The 23888-nt window shown below is 64.4% G+C and carries 22 protein-coding genes and 1 tRNA gene; 8 read left to right on the top strand and 15 right to left on the bottom strand.

Translation table 11 applies throughout. The annotated features are described in order from the left end of the window. Positions 1-138: 138 nt before the first annotated feature. Positions 139-552: a CopG family transcriptional regulator gene (locus D9M09_RS27295; RefSeq protein WP_034783786.1), complete on the top strand. Its 414-nt coding sequence runs from the start codon at positions 139-141 to the stop codon at positions 550-552. A 54-nt stretch (positions 553-606) separates the two neighbouring features. Further along, entirely contained in the window at positions 607-1890 is a 1284-nt protein-coding gene (locus D9M09_RS27290) for an extracellular catalytic domain type 1 short-chain-length polyhydroxyalkanoate depolymerase (protein ID WP_240453494.1), read from the top strand. Here D9M09_RS27290 and D9M09_RS27285 read toward each other — a convergent pair. The 3 genes from D9M09_RS27285 to D9M09_RS27275 form a co-directional block, all read right to left on the bottom strand. Further along, complete coding sequence (locus tag D9M09_RS27285) at positions 1883-3034, bottom strand: response regulator (protein WP_070218963.1); 1152 nt, start codon at positions 3032-3034, stop codon at positions 1883-1885. The genes D9M09_RS27290 and D9M09_RS27285 overlap by 8 nt on opposite strands. 31 nt (positions 3035-3065) lie before the next feature. Next, a complete protein-coding gene (locus D9M09_RS27280; RefSeq protein ID WP_121670815.1) occupies positions 3066-6122 on the bottom strand; it encodes a response regulator in 3057 nt (1018 codons plus the stop codon). 98 nt (positions 6123-6220) lie between these two features. Next, positions 6221-6418 (bottom strand): cysteine-rich CWC family protein, encoded by a 198-nt coding sequence (locus D9M09_RS27275; RefSeq protein ID WP_121670814.1) that lies wholly within the window; start codon positions 6416-6418, stop codon positions 6221-6223. 231 nt (positions 6419-6649) lie between these two features. On the opposite strand from D9M09_RS27275, the gene argB reads away from it, so the two are divergent. Both argB and D9M09_RS27265 read left to right on the top strand, forming a co-directional pair. Beyond that, positions 6650-7543: an acetylglutamate kinase gene (gene argB / locus D9M09_RS27270; RefSeq protein WP_010393729.1), complete on the top strand. Its 894-nt coding sequence runs from the start codon at positions 6650-6652 to the stop codon at positions 7541-7543. 39 nt (positions 7544-7582) lie between these two features. Continuing rightward, a tRNA-Thr gene (locus D9M09_RS27265) sits at positions 7583-7657 on the top strand. Between the two features lie 143 nt (positions 7658-7800). Here D9M09_RS27265 and D9M09_RS27260 read toward each other — a convergent pair. Continuing rightward, complete coding sequence (locus D9M09_RS27260) at positions 7801-8670, bottom strand: TraB/GumN family protein (protein WP_240453493.1); 870 nt, start codon at positions 8668-8670, stop codon at positions 7801-7803. A gap of 90 nt (positions 8671-8760) precedes the next feature. On the opposite strand from D9M09_RS27260, the gene D9M09_RS27255 reads away from it, so the two are divergent. The 3 genes from D9M09_RS27255 to pabB all read left to right on the top strand — a co-directional run bounded on the left by D9M09_RS27255 (position 8761) and on the right by pabB (position 12030). After that, positions 8761-9495, top strand: a complete 735-nt coding sequence (locus tag D9M09_RS27255; RefSeq protein WP_121670813.1) for a pyrimidine 5'-nucleotidase — start codon at positions 8761-8763, stop codon at positions 9493-9495. Positions 9496-9597: 102 nt separating this feature from the next. Further along, on the top strand, positions 9598-10173 hold the full coding sequence (gene slmA / locus D9M09_RS27250) for a nucleoid occlusion factor SlmA (protein ID WP_070313104.1): 576 nt from the start codon (positions 9598-9600) through the stop codon (positions 10171-10173). A gap of 21 nt (positions 10174-10194) precedes the next feature. Continuing rightward, positions 10195-12030 carry an aminodeoxychorismate synthase component I gene (gene pabB, locus D9M09_RS27245; RefSeq protein WP_121670812.1) on the top strand — a complete coding sequence of 612 codons (1836 nt, stop codon included), beginning with the start codon at positions 10195-10197 and terminating at the stop codon, positions 12028-12030. Here the strand turns inward: pabB and D9M09_RS27240 are convergent. After that, entirely contained in the window at positions 12027-12386 is a 360-nt protein-coding gene (locus D9M09_RS27240) for a DUF1428 domain-containing protein (RefSeq protein ID WP_070218957.1), read from the bottom strand. The two genes, pabB and D9M09_RS27240, sit on opposite strands and share 4 nt — an antisense overlap. A gap of 116 nt (positions 12387-12502) precedes the next feature. After that, a complete protein-coding gene (locus tag D9M09_RS27235; RefSeq protein ID WP_121670811.1) occupies positions 12503-13096 on the bottom strand; it encodes a glutathione peroxidase in 594 nt (197 codons plus the stop codon). Positions 13097-13270: 174 nt separating this feature from the next. Here D9M09_RS27235 and D9M09_RS27230 point away from each other — a divergent pair, with 174 nt between their 5' ends. Continuing rightward, positions 13271-14398, top strand: coding sequence for an extracellular catalytic domain type 2 short-chain-length polyhydroxyalkanoate depolymerase (locus D9M09_RS27230; protein ID WP_121670810.1), 1128 nt, complete (start codon positions 13271-13273; stop codon positions 14396-14398). Positions 14399-14404: 6 nt separating this feature from the next. Here D9M09_RS27230 and gabD read toward each other — a convergent pair whose 3' ends face one another. The 9 genes from gabD to D9M09_RS27185 form a co-directional block, all read right to left on the bottom strand. Further along, complete coding sequence (gene gabD, locus D9M09_RS27225; protein ID WP_070218955.1) at positions 14405-15859, bottom strand: NADP-dependent succinate-semialdehyde dehydrogenase; 1455 nt, start codon at positions 15857-15859, stop codon at positions 14405-14407. 80 nt (positions 15860-15939) lie between these two features. After that, entirely contained in the window at positions 15940-16782 is an 843-nt protein-coding gene (locus tag D9M09_RS27220) for a PPK2 family polyphosphate kinase (RefSeq protein ID WP_121670809.1), read from the bottom strand. Further along, positions 16779-17201: a CoA-binding protein gene (locus tag D9M09_RS27215; RefSeq protein ID WP_121670808.1), complete on the bottom strand. Its 423-nt coding sequence runs from the start codon at positions 17199-17201 to the stop codon at positions 16779-16781. The genes D9M09_RS27220 and D9M09_RS27215 overlap by 4 nt, the downstream gene beginning before the upstream one ends. 224 nt (positions 17202-17425) lie before the next feature. Continuing rightward, positions 17426-18082 (bottom strand): bifunctional 2-keto-4-hydroxyglutarate aldolase/2-keto-3-deoxy-6-phosphogluconate aldolase, encoded by a 657-nt coding sequence (locus tag D9M09_RS27210; RefSeq protein WP_121670807.1) that lies wholly within the window; start codon positions 18080-18082, stop codon positions 17426-17428. A 13-nt stretch (positions 18083-18095) separates the two neighbouring features. Beyond that, positions 18096-18992: an SMP-30/gluconolactonase/LRE family protein gene (locus D9M09_RS27205; protein ID WP_430886679.1), complete on the bottom strand. Its 897-nt coding sequence runs from the start codon at positions 18990-18992 to the stop codon at positions 18096-18098. A 93-nt stretch (positions 18993-19085) separates the two neighbouring features. Then, positions 19086-20816 carry an L-arabinonate dehydratase gene (gene araD, locus D9M09_RS27200; RefSeq protein WP_070288884.1) on the bottom strand — a complete coding sequence of 577 codons (1731 nt, stop codon included), beginning with the start codon at positions 20814-20816 and terminating at the stop codon, positions 19086-19088. Beyond that, positions 20813-21826, bottom strand: coding sequence for a 2-dehydro-3-deoxygalactonokinase (locus D9M09_RS27195; protein ID WP_070218950.1), 1014 nt, complete (start codon positions 21824-21826; stop codon positions 20813-20815). The genes araD and D9M09_RS27195 overlap by 4 nt, the downstream gene beginning before the upstream one ends. Before the next feature lie 84 nt (positions 21827-21910). Beyond that, a complete protein-coding gene (locus tag D9M09_RS27190; protein ID WP_121670806.1) occupies positions 21911-22678 on the bottom strand; it encodes a hypothetical protein in 768 nt (255 codons plus the stop codon). Next, a complete protein-coding gene (locus D9M09_RS27185) occupies positions 22675-23874 on the bottom strand; it encodes a XylR family transcriptional regulator (protein WP_070218948.1) in 1200 nt (399 codons plus the stop codon). The genes D9M09_RS27190 and D9M09_RS27185 overlap by 4 nt, the downstream gene beginning before the upstream one ends. Between the last annotated feature and the right edge of the window lie 14 nt (positions 23875-23888).

Genomic DNA, 23888 nt, shown 5'->3' with positions numbered 1-23888 from the left:
TTTGCACACATTCTCACTCTGCGGGTGCCCGTCCTACAACACGATCAGCCCAGATCCTGCTTGACTTGAGTCATTTCAGAACTATACTACCATCCATACAGATGGCAAATGGATGCCACGTGGAGTTTATGGAGAGATATGGCCAAGCAAGACAGCAAGCCCAAAATTGGGGAATCCGAGAAAATCACGATCAACCTCGGCTTGATTGACCTGGGGCAGATCGATCTGCTGGTCCAGGAGGGATTTTATTCCAACCGCACGGATCTGATCCGTACGGCCATACGCAACCAGCTGGGTATCCACGCCGACGTGGTGAAACAAACCGTGGCCCGTAAAAGCCTGGTATTGGGCATGCAGCATTACTCGCGCGCCGACCTGGAAGCGATCCAGGCAGCCGGCCAGCGCCTGCAGATACAGGTGCTGGGACTGGCCAGCATCGCCAGCGACGTTTCGGTGGAACTGGCACTGGCCACCATCGAGTCGATTTTCGTATTAGGTGCCCTGCACGCCAGCACCGTCGTCAAGACGGCGCTCGCAGGGCGAATTCACTAGCGTATTGGTTCGCGGCGATGACCCGGCCGATGCGCGGCACCGTTAAGGATGGTCATGAAACTACCTCTCAACATGTTGGCGCAGATGCGCACAGCGACCCGTAATCTGATGGGCAGCGGCCCCGCCGCCGCCACCGAAGCGATCCAGCAGGCGCTGTCTGCGGCCGGACTGACGCCGCAAGCGGCCGCCACGCAAGCGCCGCCACCGCAGCCGATGCGTGATATTAATCCGCCACCTGCGCCGCCACCTGCACCAGCGCAGGCCCGGGCCGGGCAGCCGCACGCTGACGCCGCGCCGGAAGCGGCATCGGTGCCGCCCACGCCCGCGCAGGCGGCGCAGGAGTTCGCGCAGGATTTCATGGCGCGCCTGGGCGTGCCGGCCGGCCTGGGCCAGCACAGCTTCGACATGCCCAGTTTCGAACTGCCGAATTTCCACCCGCCCGGCTTCAACGCGCCGGCCGCCACGCCGGTGGAAATCCCCGCCGGCGCGCAGTTCATCGATGGCGTGTACCGCAACCATGCGGGTACGCGTTCGTACAAGCTGTATATCCCCAGCAGCTACCACGGCCAGGCCATGCCGCTGATCGTCATGCTGCACGGCTGCACGCAAAATCCCGACGATTTCGCCGCCGGCACGCAGATGAATGCGCTGGCCGAAGAAAAGGAGTGTTTTGTCGTCTACCCGGCGCAGACGCAGGGCGCCAACAGTTCGCGCTGCTGGAACTGGTTCAACGCCATCGACCAGCAGCGCGACCAGGGCGAACCGTCGCTGATCGCCGGCATCGCCCAGCAAGTCATCGACGACTACCCGGTCAACGAGCGTGAAGTGTTCGTCGCCGGCCTGTCGGCGGGCGGCGCCATGGCCGTCATCGTCGGTACCCTGTACCCCGACCTGTTTGCCGCCGTCGGCGTGCATTCCGGCCTGCCCTTCGCCTCGGCGCAGGACTTGCCGTCGGCGCTGGCAGCCATGAAGGGCGGCGCCATGCCCAATGCCCAGCGCAAGGCGCCGGCCGGCGGCGTGCCCATCATCGTTTTTCACGGCGACCGCGACACCACCGTCAACCCGCGCAATGGCGATGAACTGATCGCGCAGGGCGTGCGCAGCCAGGCGGGCGGCAAGGCGGCCAAGGCCGCATCCGTCGACGGCAGCGTGCCGAACGGCCACCGCTACACGCGCACCACGCACAGTCAGGCCGACGGCTCGCCGCTGGGCGAACACTGGGTCATCCACGGCGCCGGCCACGCGTGGTCCGGCGGCAGCGATAACGGCAGTTATACGGACGGCAAAGGGCCGGACGCCAGCCGGGAAATGCTGCGCTTCTTCAAGACCGTCAGCTGATATTCTCGGTGTAGGGCGCGATCTGCCGCTGCTTGTCGGCGATCTCGCATACGCCGTCGGCATAACGGTTGGAGATGGCGATGAACTGGTCCTGGATCTGCAGGAAGGCGTCGACGATCTCGGCGTCGAAGTGCGAACCGCGTCCCTCGACGATGATCTGCACGGCCTGCGCGTGGTCCATGCCCTGCTTGTAGATGCGCCGGCTGATCAGGGCGTCGTACACGTCGGCCAGCGCCATCAGGCGCGCCGAAATCGGGATGGCTTCGCCCGCCAAGCCTTGCGGGTAGCCGCTGCCGTCCCATTTTTCATGGTGGCTGTAGGCGATCTCTTTCGCATACTTGAGGAAATCGACTTCGATGCCCAGTTCGTGCTCGGCCGCCAGGATGGCGTCGCGTCCCAAGGTGGTGTGCGTCTTCATGATCGCCATTTCATGCGGCTCGAAACGTCCCGGCTTGAGCAGGATATGGTCGGGGATGCCCACCTTGCCGATGTCGTGCAGCGGCGCCGTCTTGAACAGCAGTTCGATATTCTTGTCCGTCAAAAAATCGCGGAAACGCGGCAAGTTGCGCACCTTCTCGGCCAGCGCCTTCAGGTAGTGCGAGGTGCGGCGGATATGGTTGCCCGTCTCGCTGTCGCGCGTCTCGGCCAGCGAGGCCATGGCGTGGATGGTGACGTCCTGCAGCGCCGCCACTTCCTGCACGCGGCGCTCCACTTCCGTTTCCAGGTACTGGTTCTGGTCGCGCAGGAAATCCTGCATCTGCTTCATCGCCAGCTGCGTCTTGATGCGCGCCAGCACGATGGGTGCCGAAATCGGCTTGGTGATGTAATCGACGGCGCCCAGGGCCAGGCCCAGCTGCTCGTCGGCCACTTCGCTCATGGCGGTCACGAAAATCACGGGGATGCCTGCCGTGGCGGCATCGGCCTTCAGCGCGCGGCATACATCGTAACCGCTCATGCCCGGCATCATGATGTCGAGCAGGATCAGGTCGGGCTGGTCGCTGCCGGCGGCGATCTTCAGGGCGCGCTCGCCATTGACGGCGATCTTGGTGCGGTAATCGTCTTCCAGCACCGCGCGCAGCAGATCGATATTGTCTGGCGTGTCGTCGACTACCAGGATGGTTGGCTTGCTTGCCGGCGCTCTCATACCCGTCCTTCGTTCTGCATAGTTATCCTTCTCACAGTGTCAACTCCAGCGCATCGGCCACCTCGCCCAGCTGCGCCAGCGCACCTTCGAAATCGTATTGTCCCAGCATGCGCTTCAACTGGCGCGCATGTTCCGCCTGCCCCGCCGCGACCAGCACGGGACCGATGCCGTCGAGGTGCTTGACGGCCTGCGCATCGTCCTGCTGCAGCAGCTGCGACAATTCGCGCAAGCCTGCTTCCAGGTATGCCCGGTCCACCGGCGCCACGTGCGCCACCACCGCGCCGCCCGCTTCGGCCGTATTGCCGCGCGACTGCATGGCCAGCACAATCTTCGGCACCAGTTCGTCGAGCGCCAGGGTGCAGGCGGCCAGCGCCTGCGGCAAACCGTCGTGCGAACCCAGGCTGAGCAAGTGCTCGACCCGCGCGGCGCTGTCGGCCAGGCCGCCGGCGCCGATATTGCCGGCCAGGCCCTTCAGGGTATGCGCTTCGCGGATCGCCGTCTCGAGCTGGTTGTTCTCGATGGCGGCAACGATGCGCTGCATGGCGTCGAACTGGGTTTCCACAAAACGGTCCAGCAATTTTCGCATCAAAGCGGCATTGCCGCCCACGCGGCGCATGGCGTCCGTCATTTTCAGGCCGGCGATCACGGGCAGCTCCGCTTCCGGCTGCGCCGCTACCGACGTCATTGCCTGCGGCGCGGCCGGCGCGATCCAGCGCGCCAGGGTGCCGAACAGCTGCGCCACGTCGATCGGCTTGGCGATGAAATCGTTCATGCCGGCGTCCAGGCATTTTTCCTTGTCGCCGACCATGGCATTGGCCGTCATGGCGATCACGGGCAAATTCGAATAACGGGGGTCCTGGCGCAGCTTGCGCGTCGCCTGGTAGCCATCCATCACCGGCATCTGGCAATCCATCAGCACGCCGTCATAGGCGTTTTCCTCGATCTTCGCCAGCGCGATGGCGCCATTGCCCGCGATGTCGACGCGGATGCCGGCGTCGTTGAGAATATGCTGCGCCACTTCCTGGTTCACTTCATTATCCTCGACCAGCAGCAGCCAGGCGCCGCGCAGGGCGCGCTCGTCGTCGCGGTAGCTGCTCTGGCGCTGCGTCTTGCGGCTCTGTCCCGTCACGCCGCCAAACACGAACGATATCTGGTCGAGCAGGGTCGAGGCGCTGACCGGCTTGTTCAATATCCCGTCGAGCGGCAAATCGCGCTGACGCGCCGCCTCCAGCAGCGCTTCGCGATGGAAGGCCGTGACCATGATGCAGGCCGGCGTCGCATCGATGCCGGCGGCATCGGCACGGATGCCGGCCAGGGTATCGAGGCCGTTCATGCCCGGCATTTTCCAGTCCATCAGCACCAGTCCGTACGGACGCCCCTCGGCGCGCGCCTGCGCCACGGCGCCGATGGCCAGCACGCCGCCAGACACGGCACGCGCCTCGAAGCCCAGCGCCGCCAGCATGCTGACGAAGATTTCACGCGCGCTGGGGTTGTCATCGACCACCAGCACGCGCAGGCCCTGGAACTGCTGTTGATGTTGCAACTGCGGCAGATTATCGCGCGGCACGGCGGCCAGGCCGAAGCGGGCCGTGAAGAAAAAGGTGCTGCCCACGCCCGCTTCGCTGACCAGGTCGATCTCGCCTTCCATCATTTCCACCAGGCGTTTGCTGATGGTCAGTCCCAGGCCGGTACCGCCATGGTGGCGCGTGGTGGAGGTGTCGGCCTGGGTAAAGGCCTGGAACAATTTGCTGCGCTGGGGCGGCGTCAGGCCGATGCCCGTATCGCGCACGTCGACGCGCAGCACGGCCGCATGCTCTTCCAGCTGCTGCAGGCGGATGGTGACGACGATCTCGCCCTTGTCCGTAAACTTGATCGCGTTGTTGGTCAGGTTGATCAGCACCTGGCCCAGGCGCAGCGGGTCGCCCTGCAAGGCGTTCGGCACGTCGGGGGCGATGTCGAACAGCAGTTCGAGCCCCTTGTCCTGCGCGCGCATCACGGACAGGTCGGCGATCTGCGCCAGCACGTCCTCGAGGAAGAAATCGACTCTTTCAAAGGCCATCTTGCCCGCCTCGATCTTCGAGAAATCGAGGATGTCGTCGATGATGGCCAGCAGGTTCTTCGAAGCCGATTCCACCTTCTCCAGGTAGTTGCGCTGGGTCGACGTGAGCTCCGTCTGCAGCGCCAGATGGGTCATGCCGATGATGCCGTTCATCGGCGTGCGGATTTCGTGCGACATATTGGCCAGGAAGTCCGACTTCATCTTGGTCGCATCCTCGGCCACTTCGACGGCGTGGCGCAGGTCCTGCTCGACGGCCAGGCTGGTGCTCATGTTCTTGAGCGCCTGCAGCAATTCGCCCGTCTCGTCGCGCGACGTCACCTCGATGACGGAACTGAAGTCGCCATTGGCCACGCGCGTGGCGATCGCCACCGCCTCGCCCAGCGGACGCGTGATCGAGCGCGCCGACCAGGCAAAGGCCAGGCCCGTCAGCAGGGCCGCCAGGCCGATGCCGCCCATCAGCAGCAGCGAAGTGTCGATGTCGTTGCGTATCCTGGCCGCGCTGTCGCGGATCAGCTGTTGCTGCAAATCGTCGAGCTGGCCCACGTACAGCAGCACTTTTTCCAGCATCGGCAAGGTCTGCGTCTGCATGGCCTGCTCGGCGCGAGCATCCTCGCCGCGCTCGACCAGTTCGAACATCGTCTTGAGCGAGCCGTAGTACTCGGCGCGCGCCAGGTGCATCTGTTCCAGCAGGCGCCGTTCCTCGGGCCGCGCATCGAGACCGTCGAGAATGCGCACCTGCTCATCGATGCCTTGCTTGATCGCTTCCAGGCGAGCCTGGTTCGCCTGGCGCAGCGCCCGCTCGTGCTGGTTCGGCAGATTGCCGATGCGCGTGGCCGCCTCGCGCGCCAGCCCGTGGATCTTGCTGGTGGCCTTGGCGGCGACCCAGTCGCGCTGCAGGATATCGTCGGTCTCGGCGCGGATGGCGTAGATGCGGCTGCCGGAAAGGACGATGACGACCAGCATCAGCACAATCAACATGGCATAACCGGCATTGATGCGCACGCCGATACTGATATCCCTGAAGCGCATAACTTTCCTATAAGAAATTCTTGAAAATCGAAGTCTGAACGTATTCCCCTACGAAATGCAAGGTTTATTGCAAAGCAATTGCATGATGAAGCACTTATTTAGCCGACGTTAGGCTTGACAGGAGGTGCCAGGGTGGCGATATGGGCTTGCAGGCAGGCGGGGCACCAGCAGCCCACGGCGGCGCTGCCGGGCACGGGAACGGCGGGCGGCAGGGCCGTGCACCAGCACGGTCCGCTGGCCTGCGGGTCGGTCTGGCCGCATTGGAAGGTGGCGCCGCACAGGCTGCACTGGCTCATGGCTGTGTTTGAATTGGCAAGTGTGTGTCACGCTGCGCCGGGACGCGACGCAGATGTAACGGGCAGTAAAAGGGCTGGCTGGGGAACATATCGGGCCAGACTATAGGATCATCAGGGAAAATACAACAAGATCGCCCTATAATGCCTCCAGGATTTTCTTCTTCCCTGTAAAATCGCACAAATCTATTTTCCGGACTCGCCATGAATCAACTAGCTAACTTGAACCTGGACATGAATGACGACTTGACGGCGGTGTCGCCGCAAATCAAGGCGCAGATTCTGGCCGAGGCCCTCCCTTACATCCGCAATTTCCACGGCAAGACCATCGTCATCAAATACGGTGGCAATGCCATGACGGACGAACGCCTGAAGCACGGCTTCGCGCGCGACGTCATCCTGCTCAAGCTGGTCGGCATGAACCCGGTCGTGGTGCACGGCGGCGGACCGCAGATCGACAACGCGCTGAAAAAAATCGGCAAGCAGGGCACCTTCGTGCAAGGCATGCGCATCACCGATGAAGAAACCATGGAAGTGGTGGAGTGGGTGCTGGGCGGCGAAGTGCAGCAGGATATCGTCATGCTGATCAACCATTACGGCGGCCAGGCTGTCGGCCTGACGGGCAAGGATGGCGGCTTGATCCGCGCGCGCAAGATGCAGATGCCGGACCGCGAACATCCGGGCGAATTCCTCGACATCGGCTTTGTGGGCGAGATCGACGCGATCAACCCGGCCGTCGTCAAGGCGCTGCAGGACGACGCCTTCATTCCCATCATCTCGCCGATCGGTTTCGGCCAGGACGGCCAGGCCTACAACATCAACGCCGATGTGGTGGCGGGCAAGATCGCGGAAATCCTGAAAGCGGAAAAGCTGATCATGATGACCAACATCGCCGGCGTCCAGGACAAGCAGGGTAACCTGGTGACCGACCTGTCCGCGCGTGAAATCGACGAGATGTTCGCCGATGGCACGATCTCGGGCGGCATGCTGCCGAAGATCTCGTCCGCGCTCGACGCCGCCAAGTCCGGCGTGAACACGGTGCACATCATCGACGGCCGCATCGAACACTCATTATTGCTGGAAGTGTTGACCGAGCAGGCTTTTGGTACTATGATCCGTTCGCACTAAAAATAATTCGGCGCAATTCACCCAGCGCCGATTTTTTATGCCCTTGTAGCTCAGTGGTAGAGCACTCCCTTGGTAAGGGAGAGGCCACGTGTTCGATCCACGTCAAGGGCACCAGTATCCTTTCCCCGCAGCTGTAAAAATGCCCATGGCGGCGTTGTCCTTCCTCGCCGTACATTCGTACTGTCTTCGTCAGTCCGCCTTGCCCTGAACATTTTTCCATCTGCTCTGCTATCCGTCGCCCGCATCTCCTCCGCGTTTCAATACACCCGCTCGACCTTCAAGCCCTTCTGACGCAGTAAATCCGGCACGCTTTTTTCTCCGACCAGGTGCAGCACGCCGATGGCGGCCAGGCTGTGCTTTTCGCGCGCCAGGAGTTTGGCTATGCCGTCGGCCAGGGCCGGGTTGCGGCCGTCCAGCAACACCTTTTGCACGAACTGCGCGGCGAACGAGGGGTCCGTCGCTGCCTTTGCCGCCAGCTTGTCGAAGGCGGCCGCGTCGGCGTTGCGCCAGGCGTCGGCGATCTCGCGCGCTTCCTGGCTTTGTTCCTGATCCTCGATCGACGCCACGCCGTCTTCCAGGAAGCGGCACTGCTCAAACGGCGACATCGCGCCAAACAGCGCCATCTGGCCTTCCATCGATTCGAGTTCCACCACGGGGATCTTGCGCGCCTTGGCCTGTTGCGACAGATAATTGTCGACGGCCAGGTCGGAGCGGTAACCGAGGGTGGAAAATTCGCCGATGGCCAGCACGCTGGCGAGCATCCATGGCTTCATCGGCGCCACCGATTCGGCCGGAATGCCGTATTTTTGCAACAGCGGCGCCAGGCGCGGGGCCAGGGTCTGGCGGCAGTCGGCCGGCACTTTGCTGCCCGGCGCCTCCATGCCGTATTTCAGCACGGCGCTCACAGCCTTGCGCGGATCGGCGCCGGGGTCGATCTCCAGCGCCAGCGCCCCGGCCCGGTGCAGCGCCTGCGTTACTGTCGGCTCGAGCGGGTAAAAATCGGGCGCGCCGACATGGATGGTGCCGAACAGATACAGGGTGTGGGCCGCGTCCTGCACCTTGAACAGCGCGCCGCGGTTTTGCGCCACGGGCGACGCGTCGGCGAAGGCCGCCTGCAACGGCAGCAAGAATAATCCGCAAAACATCACTATAATCTGGCGTCGCATGGTTTTCCTGATTGTTGAATTTTTCATCTTCTCTCGCTAGCAAAGACTCTCGTGCCTGTGTCCCATCTTAACCGCTCGTCGCCGGTCTGGCTGTTTGACCTCGACAACACGCTGCACAATGCCTCGCACGCCATCTTCCCCACCATCACGGCCAATATGAACACGTATATTGCCCGCGTACTGGGCGACGGCGTGACGCCGGCCGACGACGCCATCGTCAATGCGGCGCGCGCGGCCTACTGGCGCCGCTATGGCGCCACCTTGCTGGGCATGGTCAAGCACCATCAGGTGCAGGCCGCGCATTTTTTGCACGAGACGCACGCCTTCGACGATTTGCGCGCCATGATACGCGCCGAGCGGGGACTGGGGGCTTTACTCAAACGCCTGCCTGGCCGTAAAATTTTACTCACCAACGCGCCGCTGCGCTATTCGAGCGACGTGATGCGCCACCTGGGACTGCGCCGGCACTTTTCACACCACGTCGCCATCGAGGCGATGCAGGTGCACCGCCAGTTGCGGCCCAAGCCATCGACGCTGATGCTGCGCAAACTGATGCGCAAGCACCAGATCCGCCCTGGCCGCTGCATCCTGGTGGAAGACACCCTCGCCAACCTGAAGGGCGCAAAAAGACTGGGCCTGCGCACGGCCTGGGTCACGCAATACCTGAAAATGGCCGACCCGATCGGCGTGGCGAAGTTGCCCAAGGCGTTAAATCGCCCCGCTTACGTCGATGTCAAAGTAAAATCTGTCCGGCATTTGGCACGCCGCCTTCACCGTCTGCGTTGAAGGGGACTCCTGGACTTCCGGCTGACGCCGGAAGCCGCACCGCTAGCGGCGGTGACGGACTTCCCCATCAAGGCAGCATTTTTTTTAACGACAAGAGAAAATATGGCAAGCACACCGCCGGGCCAACGCAGGCTACAAATTCTTCAGGCCCTCGCCGCAATGCTGGAGCAGCCGAAAGGCGAAAAGATCACCACCGCCGCACTGGCGGCCAGACTGGCCGTCTCGGAAGCGGCCCTGTACCGCCATTTCGCCAGCAAGGCGCAAATGTTCGAAGGGCTGATCGAATTCATCGAGTCAAGCGTCTTCGGCCTGATCAACCAGATCGCGGAAAAGCACAGCGACGGGATGACGCAGACGCGCGACATCATCGGCATGCTGCTCAATTTCGCCATCAGCAATCCGGGCATGACGCGCGTGCTGATCGGCGATGCGCTGGTCAATGAGGACGAGCGCCTGCAAGTGCGCATGAACCAGTTCTACGACCGCGTGGAGCTGGCGCTCAAGCAGGCCTTGCGCGTGGCCGCCGCCGAAGGCCATGGCAAGGAAAGCGAAGTGGCGGCGCGCGCCACCCTGATCGTCAGCTTCGTCATCGGACGCTGGCACCGCTACGCCAAGAGCGGCTTCAAGATCAATCCCTCCCAGGAAGCGGCGCTGCAAATCGCCATGCTGCTGGGGTAAGTCACCGCCGCGGCTGTCCCCATGCATACCGATTGTTTCGCCCTGCTCGACGACGCCAGCACGCCCGGCGCCGCATCGCGCCTGTACACGGGCCTGACGGCGGTCTTGCGGTGCAGCGAGGGGGAACAGTGGCCGGCCCTGCTCGAAGGGCTGCAAGCGGCCTTGGAACGCGGCCAGTATGCCGTCAGCGTGTGCAGCTACGAACTGGGCGCGCACTTGCTGGCCATGCCGCCGCGCGCGGCGGATCCCGGCGCACCGCCGCTGGCGCAGGTGCTCGTCTTCGAACATTGCACCCAGCTGTCGCAGGACGAGGTGCTGCAGTGGCTGGCCGCTCGTACGCCGGCGGCGGAAACGCCGGCCGGCATCGCCGGCATCCGCGCCAACGTGGATCCGGCCGAATTCACGCGCGCGCTGCAGCGCATCCACGACTACATCGTGGCCGGCGACACCTATCAGGTCAACTATACGTATCGGCTGCGCTTCGACGCCTTCGGCTCGCCCCTGGCCCTGTATGCACGGCTGCGGGAACGCCAGCCCGTGCCGTATGGCGCGCTGGTGATGCTGCCCGATGGCGGCGCCCTGCTTTCGCTGTCGCCGGAGCTGTTCGTGCGCCATGCGCAGGGCGAACTGACGGCGCGTCCGATGAAAGGCACGGCGCCGGCGGCCCCGCCTGAACAAACGGACGAAAACGCGCGCCGCGCGGCCGTCCTGGCCAATGATCCGAAAAACCGCGCGGAAAACCTGATGATCGTCGACCTGCTGCGCAACGACATCGGCCGCATCGCCGCCACGGGCTCCGTCAAGGTACCCGCCCTGTTCCAGGTGTCGCGCTACAGCAGCGTGCTGCAGATGACGTCCACCGTGCAGGCGCGTTTGCGCGACGACGCCAGCCTGGCCGACATCTTCCAGGCCTTGTATCCGTGCGGTTCCATCACGGGCGCGCCCAAACGCCGCACCATGGAGATCATCGCCGAACTGGAACCGGCGCCGCGCGGCATCTACACGGGCGCCATCGGCTGGTTCGATCCGCCGGCCATCGGCGCGGCCCACCCGGTGGGTGACTTCTGCATGTCCGTGCCGATCCGCACCCTGGCCCTGCAGCCGGCGGGCCCTGACGGCCTGCGGCGCGGCGAGATGGGCGTGGGCGCCGGCATCGTCCTCGACAGCGACCCGCACGAGGAATTTGCGGAATGCCAGCTCAAGGCCCGCTTCCTGACGGGGCTGAGCAATGACTTCGAACTGTTCGAGACCCTGCACGCGAGCCGCGCCGGCGGCTGCCGCCAGCAGGAGCGCCACCTGGCGCGCCTGGCCGCCTCCTGTGCCTACTTCGGTTTTGCCTGGGATGCGGACGTGGCCCGCGCCGCGCTGCAGGCGGCCTGCGCCGCGCGCCCCGACGATGCGCCCTTCCGCCTGCGCCTGGCGCTGCGCCAGGACGGCCAGTTTACGACGCAAAGCGGTGCCCTGTCGCCCTTGCCGGAGACGGTCAACATCCTGCTGGCGCCCGACGCCACGAATGCCGACGACCTGTTCCTGCGCCACAAGAGCAGCGTGCGCGCGCGCTATGACGCAGCGTGGCGCGCGGCCGAGGCGCAAGGGAGCTTCGACATGCTGTTCTTTAACGAGCGGGGCGAGCTGACGGAGGGCGGGCGCAGCAATGTCTTCGTCCGGCTCGATGGCCGCTGGCACACGCCGCCCCTGTCCTGCGGCCTGCTGCCCGGCGTGCAACGCGCAGCCATGCTGGCCGATCCCGCCTGGAACGCGCAGGAAACCATCATCACGCGCGCCATGCTGGCGCGGGCCGAGGCGATCGTCGTGTGCAATGCGCTGCGCGGGGCGATGCCGGCTGCTCTTATTTAAAGATCGACACGCATCTCGTAACCGCCGTAGATCATCCGCTTGCCATCGAACGGCAGCTTGGCCGGGTCCATCATCTCGGCCAGGCGCGGGTCTTTCATGACCTTGTCGTTGATTTCATCGCGCTTGGCGCGCGACTCATACACAATCCATGAAAACACCACCACTTCGCCATCCTGTAAGTCCACCGCCTGCGGGAACGAAGTCAGCTTGCCCGGCTTGACATCGTCACCCACGCACTCGCGAAATTCCAGCGCGCCATATTCGCGCCAGACGGCGCCGCAACTGCGCGACATGGCCAGGTAAGCATCGAGCTTGGCTTTCGGTACGGGCACCACAAATCCATCGACATATGCCATGATGATCTCCTTTGTTGTGACAAACGCGAACAACCAGCTTAGGATAATGATGGTAAGACGACAAGCACGGCATTAAAAAAAAAGCAGGCGTTCCAGCCTGCTTGGGTGTCGGCAACTTACATCGCCAGCGCTTTTTCCACCGCGCCAACGAGTTTCTTGTCGTCCGGCGTCACCTTGCTGGGGAAGCTTTCCACCACTTTACCGTGGCGGTCGATCAGGTATTTGTGGAAATTCCAGGCCGGGGTCTTGCCCGTCTGCTTGATCAGGTCCACATACAGCGGGTTCGGATTGGGGCCGGAGACGACGGACTTCGAAAACATGGGGAACTTCACGCCATAGGTGTTGTAGCAGAAATCGGCGATTTCCTTGCTGTTGCCCGGCTCCTGCTTGCCGAAATCGTTCGACGGGAAACCCAGCACCACCAGGCCCTTGCTGCCGTACTTGGCGTACAGCGCCTCAAGCCCTTCATATTGATTGGTAAAACCGCAATAACTGGCCGTATTGACCACCAGCACGACCTTGCCTGCGTACTGGCACAGGTTTTGCGGCGCTTCATCCTGCAGGCGGTTGAAGGTCTGCTTGAGGATGGCGGGGCAGGCGGCCGGAGCTATGGCAGCTGGCGCGGTTTCGGCGGCATGGGCCGGCATGGCCAGGCTGGCGCCGGCGGCAAGGGTGATGAGCGCAAACAGCTGGGCAAGGGTCTTGGACATGAGGGGCACCATGGTTGAACGAAAAAAACCATTCTATGTCAAACGCCGCGCGCGCGTACAAGACGGACAACAACAGCGATAGCTTGAGCGACATCAACGACGGTGCAGTACTTGCCCAGCGCACAGTTTTTTTACCTATGCTCGGCCTTCCTGTCCCTGCCTTGTGGAGTTGCCATGCCCTACCCGCACCTGACCGCATTACCCACCGCCCTGCTCGCCGCCAGCCTGCTCATCCTGGCGCCAGCCAGCACGCACGCCGCCACTGCCGCAAAAGCAGCCGTCAAGCCCGCCGCGACCAAGGACGCCCCCGCCCTGCCCGCCTACCAGGCCGATCTGAGCCAGACCACGGTGTCCGGTCTGTCTTCGGGCGGCTTCATGGCGGCGCAGTTTGCCGTCGCCTACTCGGCCACCGTCGCCGGCGCCGGCATCATCGCGGGCGGCCCGTATTTCTGCTCGGGCCAGCCGGGCCGCTTCCCGTATATTCCCTACCTGACGAATGCCCTGACCACCTGCATGAATCCGGGCAGCGCGCAAGTGGCGCCGCCCGTCGCCAGCGAATTGCTGCGCGCGGCGAACGATTTTGCGCGCGAACGTCTCATCGATGACACGGCCAACCTGAAACGCCAGCGCGTGTATCTGTTCAGCGGAACGAAAGACCAGACCGTGACGCGGCCGGTGGTGGAACAGGTGGGGAAATTCTATCAACTGGCAGGCACGCCAGCGGCGCAGATCCGCTTCGTCGACACGCTAGGCGCGGGCCACGCCATCCTGACCGACAGCAATCAGGACAAGCCGTGCGCCGTGACGGAGTCGCCGTTCATCAACGACTGCGACTACGTCCAGGCGCGCGACATCCTGCAGCACCTGTACCCGGACCTGCAACCGTCGGCGACCACCCTGACGGGCAAGCTGATCGCCTTCAACCAGCGCAGCTTCATCCAGAACGCGTATTCGAGCATGAACAATACGGGCTATGCCTACATCCCGAAAGCGTGCGACAGCGAGAGCTGCCGCGTGCACGTGGTGTTCCACGGCTGCCTGCAAACGACGCAGGCGATCGGCGACCGTTTCTATACCAGCACCGGCTACAACCAGGTGGCGGACGCCAACAAGATCATCGTGCTGTATCCGCAGGCCGAACCGAGCCCCGTCTATCCGTACAACCCGAAAGGCTGCTGGGATTTCTGGGGCTACACCAGCATCAACCCGATCGATCCGGATTTCTACCGCAAGAGCGGCACGCAGATGGAAGCGGTCAAGGGCATGCTGGACCGCCTCGCCGCGCGCCGCGGCTCGCGTTAAGCGGCCTTAGATGCCGCCCATGCAGATGTACTTGATCACGAGGTAGTCTTCGATACCGTAGGTCGATCCTTCACGGCCCAGGCCCGATTGCTTGACGCCGCCGAAGGGGGCGATCTCGTTCGAGATCAGGCCCGTGTTGACGCCGACCATGCCCGTTTCCAGGCCTTCTGCCACGCGCCAGATGCGGCCGATGTCGCGCGAATAGAAGTAGGCGGCCAGGCCGAATTCCGTGTTGTTGGCCAGGGCGATGACTTCATCGTCCGTCTTGAAGCGGAACAGGGGCGCCAGCGGGCCGAAGGTTTCCTCGGTGGCCACGCGCATGTCGTTCGTCACGTCGGCGATGATGGTCGGCTCGAAGAAGCCGTTGCCCAGCGCATGGCGCTTGCCGCCGGCCAGCAGGCGGCCGCCCTTGCCCAGCGCGTCGGCCACGTGCTCTTCCACCTTGGCGACGGCCTTCGCATCGATCAGCGGGCCTTGCGTGACGCCCGCCTCGATGCCATTGCCGACTTTCAGCTTGGCCACAGCAGCCACCAGCTTGTCGGCAAACGCGTCATACACGCTGTCCTGCACGTACAGGCGGTTGGCGCACACGCAGGTCTGGCCCGCGTTGCGGTATTTCGAGGCGATGGCGCCTTCCACGGCCGCATCCAGGTCGGCGTCGTCGAAGACGATGAACGGCGCATTGCCGCCCAGTTCCAGCGACAGTTTCTTGATCGTCGGCGCGCACTGTTCCGCCAGCAAACGGCCCACCTGGGTCGAGCCCGTAAACGTCAGCTTGCGCACGATGGGGTTCGATGTCATTTCGCCGCCGATGTCTTTCGGCGCGCCCGTGACGATGCTGAACACGCCCGCCGGCACGCCCGCGCGCTCGGCCAGCACGGCCAACGCCAGCGCGGAAAACGGCGTTGCCTCGGCCGGTTTGAGGACCATCGGGCAGCCGGCGGCCAGGGCCGGGCCGACCTTGCGGGTGATCATGGCGGCGGGGAAATTCCACGGCGTGATGGCGGCGCACACGCCGATCGGCTCCTTGGTGATGACCAGGCGGCGGTCCGGCCACGGCGATTGCAGGGTATCGCCTGCAACGCGCTTGCCTTCTTCGGCAAACCACTCGATGAACGAGGCGCCGAACTGCACTTCGCCCTTCGCTTCCGGCAAGGGCTTGCCCTGCTCGGTGGTCATGATCAGCGCCAGGTCGTCGGCGTTTTCCAGGATCAGGTCATGCCAGCGGCGCAGCACGGCCGCGCGCTCCTTGGCCGTCTTCTTGCGCCAGGCGGGCCAGGCGGCATTGGCCGCCTCGATGGCGCGGCGCGTCTCGGCTGCGCCCATCAGGGGCACCGTGCCGATATGCTCGCCGGTGGCGGGATTGCTCACATTAATCGTCTGGCCACCATCGGCATCCGCCCAGGCTCCATTCACGTAAGCCTGGTGACGCAACAAGGTAGGATCTTTCAACTGCAGCATATGGATCTCCGGTCTGGTTTGAATTATCGACGAGGGATACTATGCCACAGCGCGGCCGATTCCGCAGGCGATGGGCGGAACTACTCGACCTTGAAAGACGACAGTTTCGGGTCCGGCGCCGGGTATTCGAGCTTCATGGCCTGCAGCGTTTCCAGCAGCAGCGAGGCCACCACCAGGTTGCGCTGCGTCTTGGAATTCGATGGCACCACGTACCACGGCGCGTGATCGGCATCGGTCTCGCGGATTGCCGTTTCATACGCGCGCTGGTAGCCATCCCACTTCTTGCGCTGGGCGATATCGTTGGGATCGAACTTCCACTGGCGGTCGGGATCGTCGAGCCGCTCCTGCAGCCGTCCCCGTTGCTCGTCCTTCGAAATATGCAGGAAGACTTTCAGGATGACGGTGCCCGTCTCGCTCAGCATGCGCTCGAAGTCGCGGATCTGCGCGTAGCGGCGCTGGCATTCGGCCTTGTCGATCATGTCCTGCACGCGCGTGATCAGCACATCCTCGTAATGGCTGCGGTTGAAGATGGCGATCTCGCCCTTCACCGGCACGTGCTGGTGCACGCGCCACAGGTAATCGTGCGCCAGTTCGATATCGGTGGGGCCCTTGAACGCCACGGCGCGGATGCCCATCGGGTTGATATTGCTGAAGATGGCCTTCACCGTGCCATCCTTGCCCGAGGTGTCCATGCCCTGCAGGACCAGCAGCACCTTCTTCTTGTGCTGCGCGTACAGCATGCTCTGGCACTCGGCGATCTGCGCCGTCAACGCCACGGTTTCCTCGCGGTCCAGGGCCTTGCACTGGGCTGGGGTCAGCTTCTTGTTGGCCGCCTTGGTGGCCGCGCCCAGCAGGCGCTTGCCGGCGAATTCCTCGTTCAGATCAAAACCTTTGCCGGCCCGGAATTGCGTGCGCGCCTTCATGCCGCCACCGCCAGCTTGCGGTGCTCGATTTTTGTGCAGTGGTCCATCACCACGTCCAGGCCCGCCGCCCGCGCCAGCTGCGCCGCCTCTTCATTGACGACGTCGAGCTGCAGCCACAGGCAGCCCGCCTTGACGGCGATGGCTTCCTCGGCGATGGGCAGGATATCTGCCGGCTTGCGGAAGCAGTCGACGATGTCGATGCGCGCCGGCGCGACGGCAGCCGCAGCCTGCGTCAAGGTGGCATAAGCGCGCTGGCCCAGCACGTCGCGCCCGGCCAGGGCCGGATTGACGGGCAACACGCGGTAGCCCTGCCGCAGCAGGTAATCGGCCACTTCGTGGCTGGCGCGTTCGGGCTTGTCGGACATGCCGACGATGGCGATGATGCGGCTGTCTTGCAGGATGCGGGCGATGTTGGGCATATTCTGGTCGTGGTTAAGCGTGCGACATTGCCCGCCTAGCGTAGCAGATTCCCGTCCCGCCGGGAGCTAGCCAGAAGACTTAGAGCCTATCCCGGTAGGGAGCGTCTTCTGCTGGCAACGCATCAGGAGCGCGGACAAGGCGTGAGGAGGACGCGTGGCGAGCCACGCGACGACGATCAACGCAGTCCCCGCTCCTGAGGGGCGTCAGCAGGGGATGTATTCATCTACTGGGATAGGCTCTTAGCCATACGCACGGCCGCCATCTGCGCGACAAAAGCCTGCGCGCGCGCCGTCACGGCCGCGTAATCTCCCGTGGCGCCCGGGCCACTCAGGCTGCTGCCGATGCCCACGGCCACGGCGCCGCTGGCAAACCATTCCGGCAGGTTCTCCACCGTCACGCCGCCCGTCGGCATCAGCGGCGCTTGCGGCAACGGGGCGCGCAGGGCCTTGATGTAGGCGGGGCCGAACATCTCGGCGGGGAAAACCTTGACGATGTCGGCGCCCGCCTGCAGGGCCGTGACGATCTCCGTCGGCGTCATCGCCCCCGGCATGGACAGCACCTGGTAGCGCTGGCACAGCGTAATCGTCTCCACGTTCACGCCGGGCGAGATGATGAACTGGGCGCCGGCCAGGATGGCGGCGCGCGCCGTCTCCGTATCGAGCACCGTGCCCGCGCCCAGCAGCACGTCATGGCCGTGGCGTTCGCGCAGGGTGCGCAGCACGCCCAGGGTGTCGGGCGTGGTAAATGCCACTTCCAGGGCCGTGATGCCGCCGGCGATGCACGCCTCGGCGATCTGCAGCGCCGCATCGGACGAGTCGGCACGCACGATACCGACCATGCCCCGCTCGAGGATGCCATTGAAAACCATGTGCTTTTGCATCTGCTCTCTCCTGTCAGGCCGGCAGGGCGCCAAAGCGCACTTCCGGCAAACCGCGCACGCCCACCTGGCGCGCATGAAACAATCCGCCGGCCAGCGGTTCGCCCGCCAGCTGGGCCGGGGTCAAGCTTTCCTGCGCCGTGGTGACGAACAATTCATCGTACTGCGGGCCGCCCAGGCTCACGCAGCTGGGCTGCGAGACGGGCAAGGCTATCGCCCGCTCGACGCTGCCGTCCGGCGCGAAGCGCAAGACCCTGCCCGCGCCCCACTGCGCGCTCCACAAGTGGTCATCCGCATCGATGGTGGCGCCGTCGGCGGCGCCCGGCCCCGGATCGAGCACGGCAAACACACGTACCCGGCTGGCGTCGCCGCCCAGGTAATCATCCCAGCGGTAGATCGCCTTCTTCATCGAATCGCAAAAATACATGGCCGTGCCATCGACGCTGAAGCAGATGCTGTTCGAGATGGCGATCTGCGGCAGCGGCAGCCGTTCCAGGCTCAAGTCCAGGTTGAGGCGATAGAAGCTGGCGATCGCATCGCGGCACGGGCGTTCATCCAGCGTGCCGAAGACAAAGCGCCCCTGGCGGTCGCAGCGGCCATCGTTCAGACGCGTCATGGGCAGGTCGCCCTCCACCGTGTGCAAGGGCGTGACGGCCCCGCTGCGCGCGTCAAACCAGGCCAGGCGCGAGGCCAGTCCCAGCAGCAGCACGTCGTCGTGGTCCGTCAGCGCGAAACAGGCCAGGCGCTCGGGCATGTCCCAGCGCTGGCGCTCCCCCGTGGCCAGCACCAGCGCATGCAGCTGGCAGCCTTCGATATTCGTCCAGAAAACGCGGCCGCTGCGTTCGCACCAGCGCACGCCCTCGCCCAGGAAGTTCTGCGCATCGACCAGTAATTGGGCCTGTGTCCCCATCATTTTTTTCCTTTAACTCTGTATAACGCATGATAAAACCGTCGCGAGCGGAAGTCAGTTGTGGCCGAGACGCGCAGCAGGTTTGATCGTGCGTTATCAATGTGACTCGCGCGGAACGGCCGAACCACGGCAGCCGACGAGGAAATCGAGGTCCGCGCCTTCGTCGGCCTGCGTCACGTGCTTGATGTACATAGACTGGTAGCCGCCCTTCATGGCCGGTTCGGGGGCGCGCCATTCTGCGCGCCGGCGCGCCAGCTCGGCCTCGTCGACGTCGAGGTGCAAGCGCCGTCCCGCCACGTCCAGTTCGATCATGTCGCCGTCGCGCACCAGGGCCAGCGGCCCGCCCACGGCCGCTTCCGGCGCCACGTGCAGCACCACCGTGCCGTAGGCCGTGCCGCTCATGCGCGCGTCCGAGATGCGCACCATGTCGCGCACGCCCTGCTCCAGCAGTTTTTTCGGCAATCCCATATTGCCCACTTCAGCCATGCCAGGGTAGCCCTGCGGGCCGCAATTTTGCAGCACCATCACGCAGCTGGCATCGATATCGAGCGCGGGATCGTCGACGCGCTTTTTGTAATGCTCGATGCTGTTGAAGACGACGGCGCGGCCACGGTGCTGCATCAGCTCGGGCGACGCGGCCGAGGGCTTGATGACGGCCCCGCGCGGGGCCAGGTTGCCCTGCAGGACGGCGATGCCGCCCTCGTCCTTGAATGGCTGCGCCAGCGGCGTGATCACTTCGGGATTGAAATTTTCCGCCTCGGCCACGTTGACGGCCATGCTGGCGCCCGTGACGGTGAGCGCCCCGCCATGCAATTTGCCCAGCAAGTCGCGGATGATCACGGGCAGGCCGCCCGCATAATAAAAATCTTCCATCAGGTACTGGCCCGACGGCATCAGGTTGAGCAAACAGGGAATGTCGCGGCCCAGGCGGTCCCAGTCGCCCAGGCGCATGTCCACGCCGATGCGCCCGGCAATGGCCAGCAGGTGGATCACGGCATTGGTCGAGCCGCCGATGGCGCCGTTGACCATGATGGCGTTTTCAAACGCTTCGCGCGTGAGGATCTGCGACAGTTTCAGGTCTTCATGCACCATGTCGACGATGCGCCGGCCCGTCAGCTGCGCCTGCAGCTTGCGGCGCGCATCGACGGCGGGAATGGCCGCGTTGCCGGGCAGGGTCACGCCCAGCGCTTCGACCATGCTGGCCATGGTCGATGCCGTGCCCATGGTCATGCAGTGGCCGGCGGAGCGCGACATGCACGATTCGGCCTGCTTGAATTCGTTTGAGGTCATGCGCCCGGCGCGCACGTCTTCGGAAAACTTCCACACGTCCGTGCCCGAGCCGATCGGCTTGCCCCGGTAATTCCCGTTCAGCATGGGGCCGCCAGACAGCACGATGGTGGGCAAGTCCACGCTGGCCGCGCCCATCAGCAGCGCGGGAGTGGTCTTGTCGCAGCCCGTCAGCAGCACCACGCCGTCGATGGGGTTGGCGCGGATCGATTCTTCCACATCCATGCTGGCCAGGTTACGGAACAGCATGGCCGTCGGGCGCAGATTCGTCTCGCCCAGCGACATGACGGGAAATTCGACGGGAAAGCCGCCCGCTTCGAGCACGCCGCGCTTGACCATCTCGGCCAGGTCGCGGAAATGGCCATTGCAGGGCGTCAGTTCGGACCAGGTATTGCAGATGCCGATGACGGGACGGCCATCGAAAGCGTCGCCGGGATAGCCCTGGTTCTTCATCCAGCTGCGGTGAATGAAACTGTCCTTGTCGTCGCCGCCAAACCACGCTTGCGAACGCAAGGGACGCTTGTTCTTGTTGCTGCTCATACTGTCTCCTGCGGGGAAATCAAGCCGCGCGCGGCGGCGATCAGCAGCGCACCGTGACCGGCCAGATAGTCTTGCTGCTGGTCGTCGACGATGATGCGCTTGCCATAAAAAAATCCGTGTTCTTCGATCAGCAAGCCGAGCGCCTGGCGCAGCATGGGCTTGCCCGTAATGACGAGCGGCGTATCGGGCCGCATCTGGATGGCGGTGCTGTTGCGCAGCGCCAGCAGGTCGCCGCTGAGGACGGCACCCATCAGGAAATTGGCCCGCTCATTGCATTCGATGGCGCTGAACTGGCCCAGGGTGCGCACGCTGAAGCAGGCGCGCGCCAGCCCCGTTTTTTGCGCCGCGGCCGCGCCGGCCAGCAGCATTTTCGGCACCAGGGTCTGGGCAAAACCGCCATCGACCGATTGCTTGATCAAGGTGTGCTGCGTGATCGCCTGCAGCAATTCCCCGGCGATGGTGGTGCTGCAGCCGAGGATGCGGCGCTGCTCGTCCACGCTGATCAATTTGGTATGCGAGCCGGGCATGATCAGGGTCGCCGCGCCGCGCAACTGCAGGCGCTCGAGCAGCGCGACGACTTCCGTCTCTTCGCCGCGCATCATGTCCATCGCTTCGACGTTATGCAGGCCGACGGCGCCATGCTGGTTGCGCACGCCGGGAATCAACCACAGGGGCTGCGCCAGCACGTCGGGCAAGTCCACCGCCTGCATGCCTTGCGCCAGCTGGGCCAGGCCGGCAGGCGCCGGCAGATGCGGCACTTCCTGCACACCCATGGGCGAACTGATCATGCCCGAAGCGAGCGCCAGGTCCACGGCCGACGGCGCGATGCCGGCGCTGGCCAGCACGCTGGCGATGGTGTCGCGCAGCGCCTGTTTCAGCGCGCCGTTATGGCCATCGATGGCGGTATTGCGCACGCCCGTTTCCAGCTGCGCCTGGGCGACGACGGCGCCGCCGCGCCACAGCAAGGTACGCGTATTGGTGGTGCCGGCATCGATGGTGAGTATGTTCATGGGCAGGTTGGCAGCGTCGGTAAGGGCAAAAATAAATGAGGGAAAAACTACCCCATGGTAGAACTGCCCCGCATATCTGACCAATCACTTATTTGACATCATTGATACCGGTTCGGATATGTCAAACGCATCGATATCCTGCACGCCCAAACGGTAGGCGAGCTGGAACCGCCTCACCTGTCCCGGCTGCAATTGCACGCCCTGCGCCAGCAGGGAAAAACAGCGCGCATCGGAATACAGATGACAGCTGTCCTGGGTGCTGGAAAAACGCAGGACGCGGCCGGAAGCGGGGTCGGCAACCCGCGCCGCCTCGCGCAGCTGGCCGCTGCCCGTCCAGTAAAAGTCATGCCGGAATCCCGCCGATTGCGCCAGCGCAGGCCAGGCCAGGCGTGAAGCAAGCGGTGCCGGCTGGCGGAAGTCAAACGCGCTGCCCGCCACGTCGAGCGGAGCGCTGCAAGAGTGGCCGCCAGGCCAGTAGCGGTCCGCTGCCAGACGCAGCACATGGTCTCCCACTGCAGCGCGGCCGCCCTGCAGATTGAAGCGGGGCGCGGCAAGCGCAAAACGGGAAACCGCATCGGCTGTGGCGGCGCAGTCGAGGTGCAGGCTGCCATCGTCGTCAAGCCGGTAGGCCAGTCGCACCGACAGGCCGTCGTGCGCCAGGCGCAGCAGCAAACAGCCGTCGTCCGGCGGGTCGCACCGCCAGCCCGTGGACGCGTGCGCCGCAGAGGGTGCCGCGCCCAGCACGTCGGCCAGGCGGCCATAACGGTCGGGCGCCCACCAGGCCCGTACGCTGGCGTCGTGCGCGTCGATGGCCACGCGCATGCCGCGCGCATTGCGCAGCAGATGCATCATGGCGCCTGCCCGGGGGCTGGCGGCGGCCGGCTGCGCTGCTGGAATTCACGCGGCGTGCAGCCGAGTTCGCGCTTGAAGACGGCGTGCATGTACTGCACCGTGGTAAAGCCGCAACGCACGGCCACCTCGGCCACCTGCCCTGGCCCGCGCGCCAGCAGGGTCTTGGCCGCATCGAGCTTGAAATGCAGGATCTCGTCGTGCACGCTGCGCCCCAGCTCGTGGCGGAAGTGCGCTTCGAGCGAGGAGCGCGACACGCCCACGTAATCGGCCACCTGCTCCGTCTTGATGCCCTGGCAGGCGTACTGGCGGATGAAGTGGCGCGCCTGCATCACCTGCGGATGCTGGAAGGGCTGGTGGCGCGTGGAAGCGAGTACGTTCAGGCCGGCCGGCGGCACGAGGATGCGCGTGCCGGACAGGCGCGCGCCGTTGAGCATCTGGTGCAGCAAATGCGCGGCCGTGCGGCCCATTTCCTCGGTGCCCTGGATCACGGAACTCAAGGGAATGCGCGTGAGCATGCGCGCCAGCGGGTCGTTGTCGATGCCGATCAGGGCCACTTGCTCCGGCACGGCGATGCCCGCATGCATGCACGCTTGCAGCAGCTGGCGCGCACGCGCGTCGCTCACGGCGATGATGCCGACGGGTTTTTCCAGGCTGTTGAGCCAGGCGATCTGCTGCTCCACCGCCTCGTCCCAAGACGGCGCGCTGGTGGCCACGCCCCGGTACACGTCGGCGCGCATGTGGTCGCGCTCCATCAGGGCGCAAAATGCCGTTTCGCGTTCCTGAGCCCAGCGGTTGACATCGGCCTCGGGCAGGCTGAAACAGGCAAAGCGGCTCAGTCCCGCTTCCACCAGGTGTTCATAGGCCAGCTTGACGATCTTGAAATTATCGGTCGCCACGTACGGGATGCCGGCCGGGTAATCGTCCTCGCGCGCATACGAGCCGCCCACGGCCACCACGGGCAGGCGGCTGTGCGCCAGCGCCGCGCAGACGGCGGGATCGTCGAAATCGGCGATGATGCCGTCTCCCTGCCAGCGCTCGATGCCGGGCAGGCGGCAACGGAAGTCCTCTTCCAGGAACAGGTCCCACGACACGCGCGTGGTGTTCAGGTAGGCGGCGATGCCCGCGATGATGTCGCGGTCGTAGATCTTATTCCCGTTAAACAGCAGCGCGATCCGGTGCGCGGTCGGCATCTTCATGGTGTCTCCTCCCG

It is taken from the genome of Janthinobacterium agaricidamnosum, from assembly GCF_003667705.1.
Lineage (GTDB): Bacteria > Pseudomonadota > Gammaproteobacteria > Burkholderiales > Burkholderiaceae_D > Janthinobacterium.
The sequence above is the reverse complement of the archived record's forward strand: the minus strand, read 5'-3'. Positions and strand labels throughout refer to the sequence as shown.